Origin of the sequence: Pandoraea anhela (assembly GCF_902459655.1) — a bacterium.
Lineage (GTDB): Bacteria > Pseudomonadota > Gammaproteobacteria > Burkholderiales > Burkholderiaceae > Pandoraea > Pandoraea anhela.
Genome location: NZ_CABPSB010000042.1, coordinates 1 through 5709, shown reverse-complemented (window position 1 = coordinate 5709; position 5709 = coordinate 1). Strand labels below are relative to the sequence as shown.

Sequence of the window (5709 nt, the reverse complement as noted above, 5' to 3'; positions counted from 1 at the left end):
CAAAGCAAAAACCCCTTGCAGCTAAGGCTACAAGGGGTTTTTAAGGGGAGCCTGACGATTACCTACTTTCACACGGGTATCCGCACTATCATCGGCGTGGAGTCGTTTCACGGTCCTGTTCGGGATGGGAAGGGGTGGTTCCAACTCGCTATGGTCATCAGGCATAACTTGTATGTTCTGCTGAGCGTGGCTCAGCAAAACCAATTCGGAAGAAGCGTAGTACAACAACTGTGGGTTGTGAGTTGTATCGGCACAGCGATACTCACACCAGGAAAAACACACTGGTTATAGGATCAAGCCTCACGGGCAATTAGTATCAGTTAGCTTAACGCATTACTGCGCTTCCACACCTGACCTATCAACGTCCTGGTCTTGAACGACCCTTAAGGGGAATCGAGTTCCCAGGGAAGTCTCATCTTAAGGCGAGTTTCCCGCTTAGATGCTTTCAGCGGTTATCTCTTCCGAACATAGCTACCCGGCGATGCCACTGGCGTGACAACCGGTACACCAGAGGTTCGTCCACTCCGGTCCTCTCGTACTAGGAGCAGCCCCCTTCAAACTTCCAACGCCCACGGCAGATAGGGACCAAACTGTCTCACGACGTTTTAAACCCAGCTCACGTACCTCTTTAAATGGCGAACAGCCATACCCTTGGGACCGGCTACAGCCCCAGGATGAGATGAGCCGACATCGAGGTGCCAAACACCGCCGTCGATATGAACTCTTGGGCGGTATCAGCCTGTTATCCCCAGAGTACCTTTTATCCGTTGAGCGATGGCCCTTCCATACAGAACCACCGGATCACTATGACCTGCTTTCGCACCTGCTCGACTTGTCAGTCTCGCAGTTAAGCACGCTTTTGCCATTGCACTATCAGCACGATTTCCGACCGTACCTAGCGTACCTTCGTACTCCTCCGTTACACTTTGGGAGGAGACCGCCCCAGTCAAACTGCCTACCATGCACTGTCCCCGATCCGGATTACGGACCTAGGTTAGAACCTCAAACAAGCCAGGGTGGTATTTCAAGGACGGCTCCACAGAAACTAGCGTTCCTGCTTCAAAGCCTCCCACCTATCCTACACAGACCGGTTCAAAGTCCAATGCAAAGCTACAGTAAAGGTTCATGGGGTCTTTCCGTCTAGCCGCGGGTAGATTGCATCATCACAAACACTTCAACTTCGCTGAGTCTCGGGAGGAGACAGTGTGGCCATCGTTACGCCATTCGTGCAGGTCGGAACTTACCCGACAAGGAATTTCGCTACCTTAGGACCGTTATAGTTACGGCCGCCGTTTACCGGGACTTCAATCAAGAGCTTGCACCCCATCATTTAATCTTCCGGCACCGGGCAGGCGTCACACCCTATACGTCCACTTTCGTGTTTGCAGAGTGCTGTGTTTTTATTAAACAGTCGCAGCCACCAGTTTATTGCAACCCCTTCACCCTCCTGGCGCAGGCCAGTCAAGCTACAAGGGCGTACCTTATCCCGAAGTTACGGTACCAATTTGCCGAGTTCCTTCTCCCGAGTTCTCTCAAGCGCCTTAGAATACTCATCTCGCCCACCTGTGTCGGTTTGCGGTACGGTCTCGTATGACTGAAGCTTAGAGGCTTTTCTTGGAACCACTTCCAATTGCTTCGCGAACAAGTTCGCTCGCCCCACAGCCTTGAATTACGCGCCCGGATTTGCCTAAGCGCCTTCTCCACTGCAGGGACCGGGACTTCCAACACCCGGACAACCTTCCGCGATCCGTCCCCCCATCGCATCATACGACGGTGCAGGAATATTAACCTGCTTCCCATCAGCTACGCATCTCTGCCTCGCCTTAGGGGCCGACTCACCCTACGCCGATGAACGTTGCGTAGGAAACCTTGGGCTTACGGCGAGGGGGCCTTTCACCCCCTTTATCGCTACTCATGTCAGCATTCGCACTTCTGATACCTCCAGCATCCTTTACAAGACACCTTCACAGGCTTACAGAACGCTCTCCTACCATGCGAGCAAGCTCGCATCCGCAGCTTCGGTATATTGCTTAGCCCCGTTACATCTTCCGCGCAGGACGACTCGATCAGTGAGCTATTACGCTTTCTTTAAAGGGTGGCTGCTTCTAAGCCAACCTCCTGACTGTTTTAGCCTTCCCACTTCGTTTCCCACTTAGCAATATTTAGGGACCTTAGCTGGCGGTCTGGGTTGTTTCCCTCTTGACACCGGACGTTAGCACCCGATGTCTGTCTCCCGTGATTGCACTCTTCGGTATTCGGAGTTTGCTATGGCGAGGTAATCCGCAATGGACCCCTCAACCATGACAGTGCTCTACCCCCGAAGGTGATACACGAGGCACTACCTAAATAGTTTTCGGAGAGAACCAGCTATTTCCAAGTTTGTTTAGCCTTTCACCCCTATCCACAGCTCATCCCCTAACTTTTCAACGTTAGTGGGTTCGGTCCTCCAGTACGTGTTACCGCACCTTCAACCTGGCCATGGATAGATCACTTGGTTTCGGGTCTACACCCAGCGACTGAACGCCCTATTCGGACTCGCTTTCGCTACGCCTTCCCTATTCGGTTAAGCTCGCCACTGAATGTAAGTCGCTGACCCATTATACAAAAGGTACGCCGTCACCCCTTACGAGGCTCCGACTGTTTGTATGCATGCGGTTTCAGGATCTATTTCACTCCCCTCCCGGGGTTCTTTTCGCCTTTCCCTCACGGTACTGGTTCACTATCGGTCGATTACGAGTATTTAGCCTTGGAGGATGGTCCCCCCATCTTCAGACAGGATTTCACGTGTCCCGCCCTACTTTTCTCAAGCTTAGTTCCACACCAGGGTTTTCTCATACGGGGCTATCACCCACTATGGCCGGACTTTCCATTCCGTTCTGATAACACCGGTGCTAAATCTTGAAGGCTGGTCCCATTTCGCTCGCCACTACTTTGGGAATCTCGGTTGATTTCTTTTCCTGCAGCTACTTAGATGTTTCAGTTCGCCGCGTTCGCTTCGCTAGACCTATGTATTCAGTCTAGGATGACCTAAAAGGCCGGGTTTCCCCATTCGGACATTTGTGGATCAATGCTTATTTGCCAGCTCCCCACAACTTTTCGCAGGCTATCGCGTCCTTCATCGCCTGTAATCGCCAAGGCATCCACCACATGCACTTATTCGCTTGACCCTATAACGAGTGCGTCTCTCGACACATTCTTCATAGGTTGAGTATTCGCGTTGTGCCGTATTCCAAGTCATCTTTCGATCACTTTAAATACTGGTTGATACAATCACAACCCGTACAATTTCCACGCGCCATCTCTAACGCGCTTCCGTTGTACTACTTCTTCTTCCAAATTGTTAAAGAACAAATACTGCATGACATTGCTGTCATTCAAAAGCATTCACTTAGCTTGTAATTCATCACGGGGATTTACTACAGACGTAAAGCGCTTTTGACTGACATCGATGTGAGACCTAAGGGAATTGGTGGAGGATGACGGGATCGAACCGACGACCCCCTGCTTGCAAAGCAGGTGCTCTCCCAGCTGAGCTAATCCCCCAATCAAGCCGTGTTACCACTCGACTTAATCAGGCGGTGGTGAAAAGCTTGGTGGGTCTGGAAGGACTTGAACCTTCGACCCCCGCCTTATCAAGACGGTGCTCTAACCACCTGAGCTACAGACCCGACTTAGATCTACGCAGTCAACAACCGATAAGCGTGAACACTCAACTTCCAGTGCATGCTCTAGAAAGGAGGTGATCCAGCCGCAGGTTCCCCTACGGCTACCTTGTTACGACTTCACCCCAGTCATGAATCCTGCCGTGGTAAGCGCCCTCCTTGCGGTTAGGCTACCTACTTCTGGCAAAACCCACTCCCATGGTGTGACGGGCGGTGTGTACAAGACCCGGGAACGTATTCACCGCGACATGCTGATCCGCGATTACTAGCGATTCCAGCTTCACGCAGTCGAGTTGCAGACTGCGATCCGGACTACGATCGGTTTTCTGGGGTTAGCTCCACCTCGCGGTTTGGCAGCCCTCTGTACCGACCATTGTATGACGTGTGAAGCCCTACCCATAAGGGCCATGAGGACTTGACGTCATCCCCACCTTCCTCCGGTTTGTCACCGGCAGTCTCCTTAGAGTGCTCTTGCGTAGCAACTAAGGACAAGGGTTGCGCTCGTTGCGGGACTTAACCCAACATCTCACGACACGAGCTGACGACAGCCATGCAGCACCTGTGTTACGGCTCTCTTTCGAGCACTCCCACCTCTCAGCAGGATTCCGTACATGTCAAGGGTAGGTAAGGTTTTTCGCGTTGCATCGAATTAATCCACATCATCCACCGCTTGTGCGGGTCCCCGTCAATTCCTTTGAGTTTTAATCTTGCGACCGTACTCCCCAGGCGGTCAACTTCACGCGTTAGCTACGTTACTAAGGAAATGAATCCCCAACAACTAGTTGACATCGTTTAGGGCGTGGACTACCAGGGTATCTAATCCTGTTTGCTCCCCACGCTTTCGTGCATGAGCGTCAGTATTGGCCCAGGGGGCTGCCTTCGCCATCGGTATTCCTCCACATCTCTACGCATTTCACTGCTACACGTGGAATTCTACCCCCCTCTGCCATACTCTAGCCTTGCAGTCACGAATGCAGTTCCCAGGTTAAGCCCGGGGATTTCACATCCGTCTTACAAAACCGCCTGCGCACGCTTTACGCCCAGTAATTCCGATTAACGCTTGCACCCTACGTATTACCGCGGCTGCTGGCACGTAGTTAGCCGGTGCTTATTCTTCCGGTACCGTCATCCCCCCGAGGTATTAACCCAGAGGATTTCTTTCCGGACAAAAGTGCTTTACAACCCGAAGGCCTTCTTCACACACGCGGCATTGCTGGATCAGGCTTTCGCCCATTGTCCAAAATTCCCCACTGCTGCCTCCCGTAGGAGTCTGGGCCGTGTCTCAGTCCCAGTGTGGCTGGTCGTCCTCTCAGACCAGCTACAGATCGTCGCCTTGGTGAGCTTTTACCTCACCAACTAGCTAATCTGATATCGGCCGCTCTTGTAGCGCGAGGCCCGAAGGTCCCCCGCTTTCCTCCTCAGAGCGTATGCGGTATTAATCCGGCTTTCGCCGAGCTATCCCCCACTACAAGGTACGTTCCGATATGTTACTCACCCGTTCGCCACTCGCCACCAGGTGCAAGCACCCGTGCTGCCGTTCGACTTGCATGTGTAAGGCATGCCGCCAGCGTTCAATCTGAGCCAGGATCAAACTCTTCAGTTTAAACCTGTTACTGTTTTCGGTTTTTCGCGATAAATCGCTAGAACCGGTCGCTCTCAAAGTATGCTGACAAGTTAATTACTTAACTTACCTATTACTATGTGAGCCTCAATAAATTTAAAGCTAATCTGCCGAAGCAGACGCACTATTCATCGAGTGCCCACACTTATCGGTTGTTCAATTTTTAAAGATCAATCGCATCTGACTTGGCTTCGTCGCTGACTTACCGCGCCGTTGCTTTGTTTTCTGCGTTGCTGCATCAGCAGCAGAGAAGTGAGATTATGTCGCAGCTTCTCGTCGTCGTCAACAGTTTTTTTCGCTTCTTTCGTTCGTCGCCGTAGCGACTCACTTGCTCGAAAACCCCTGGCCACCGGGCTTTGCAGCCCGTCGCTTCAACTTCGTCGCTGCTTTCGCTGCGTCGCTGTCGTTGCGAGAGACGAGATATTA

At 52.1% G+C, this 5709-nt stretch carries 2 tRNA genes and 3 rRNA genes; all 5 read right to left on the bottom strand.

From position 1 onward, the window contains the following. Positions 1 to 49: 49 nt before the first annotated feature. The 5 genes from rrf to PAN31108_RS26020 all read right to left on the bottom strand — a co-directional run bounded on the left by rrf (position 50) and on the right by PAN31108_RS26020 (position 5265). Positions 50 to 162 (bottom strand): 5S ribosomal RNA (gene rrf, locus PAN31108_RS26040). Between the two features lie 127 nt (positions 163 to 289). Further along, positions 290 to 3167 (bottom strand): 23S ribosomal RNA (locus tag PAN31108_RS26035). Positions 3168 to 3467: 300 nt separating this feature from the next. Then, positions 3468 to 3543 (bottom strand) — tRNA-Ala (locus tag PAN31108_RS26030). Positions 3544 to 3591: 48 nt separating this feature from the next. Then, a tRNA-Ile gene (locus PAN31108_RS26025) sits at positions 3592 to 3668 on the bottom strand. A 64-nt stretch (positions 3669 to 3732) separates the two neighbouring features. Further along, a 16S ribosomal RNA gene (locus PAN31108_RS26020) occupies positions 3733 to 5265 on the bottom strand. Together the 16S, 23S and 5S rRNA genes with 2 tRNA genes alongside form the textbook arrangement of a ribosomal RNA operon. Positions 5266 to 5709: the final 444 nt, after the last annotated feature.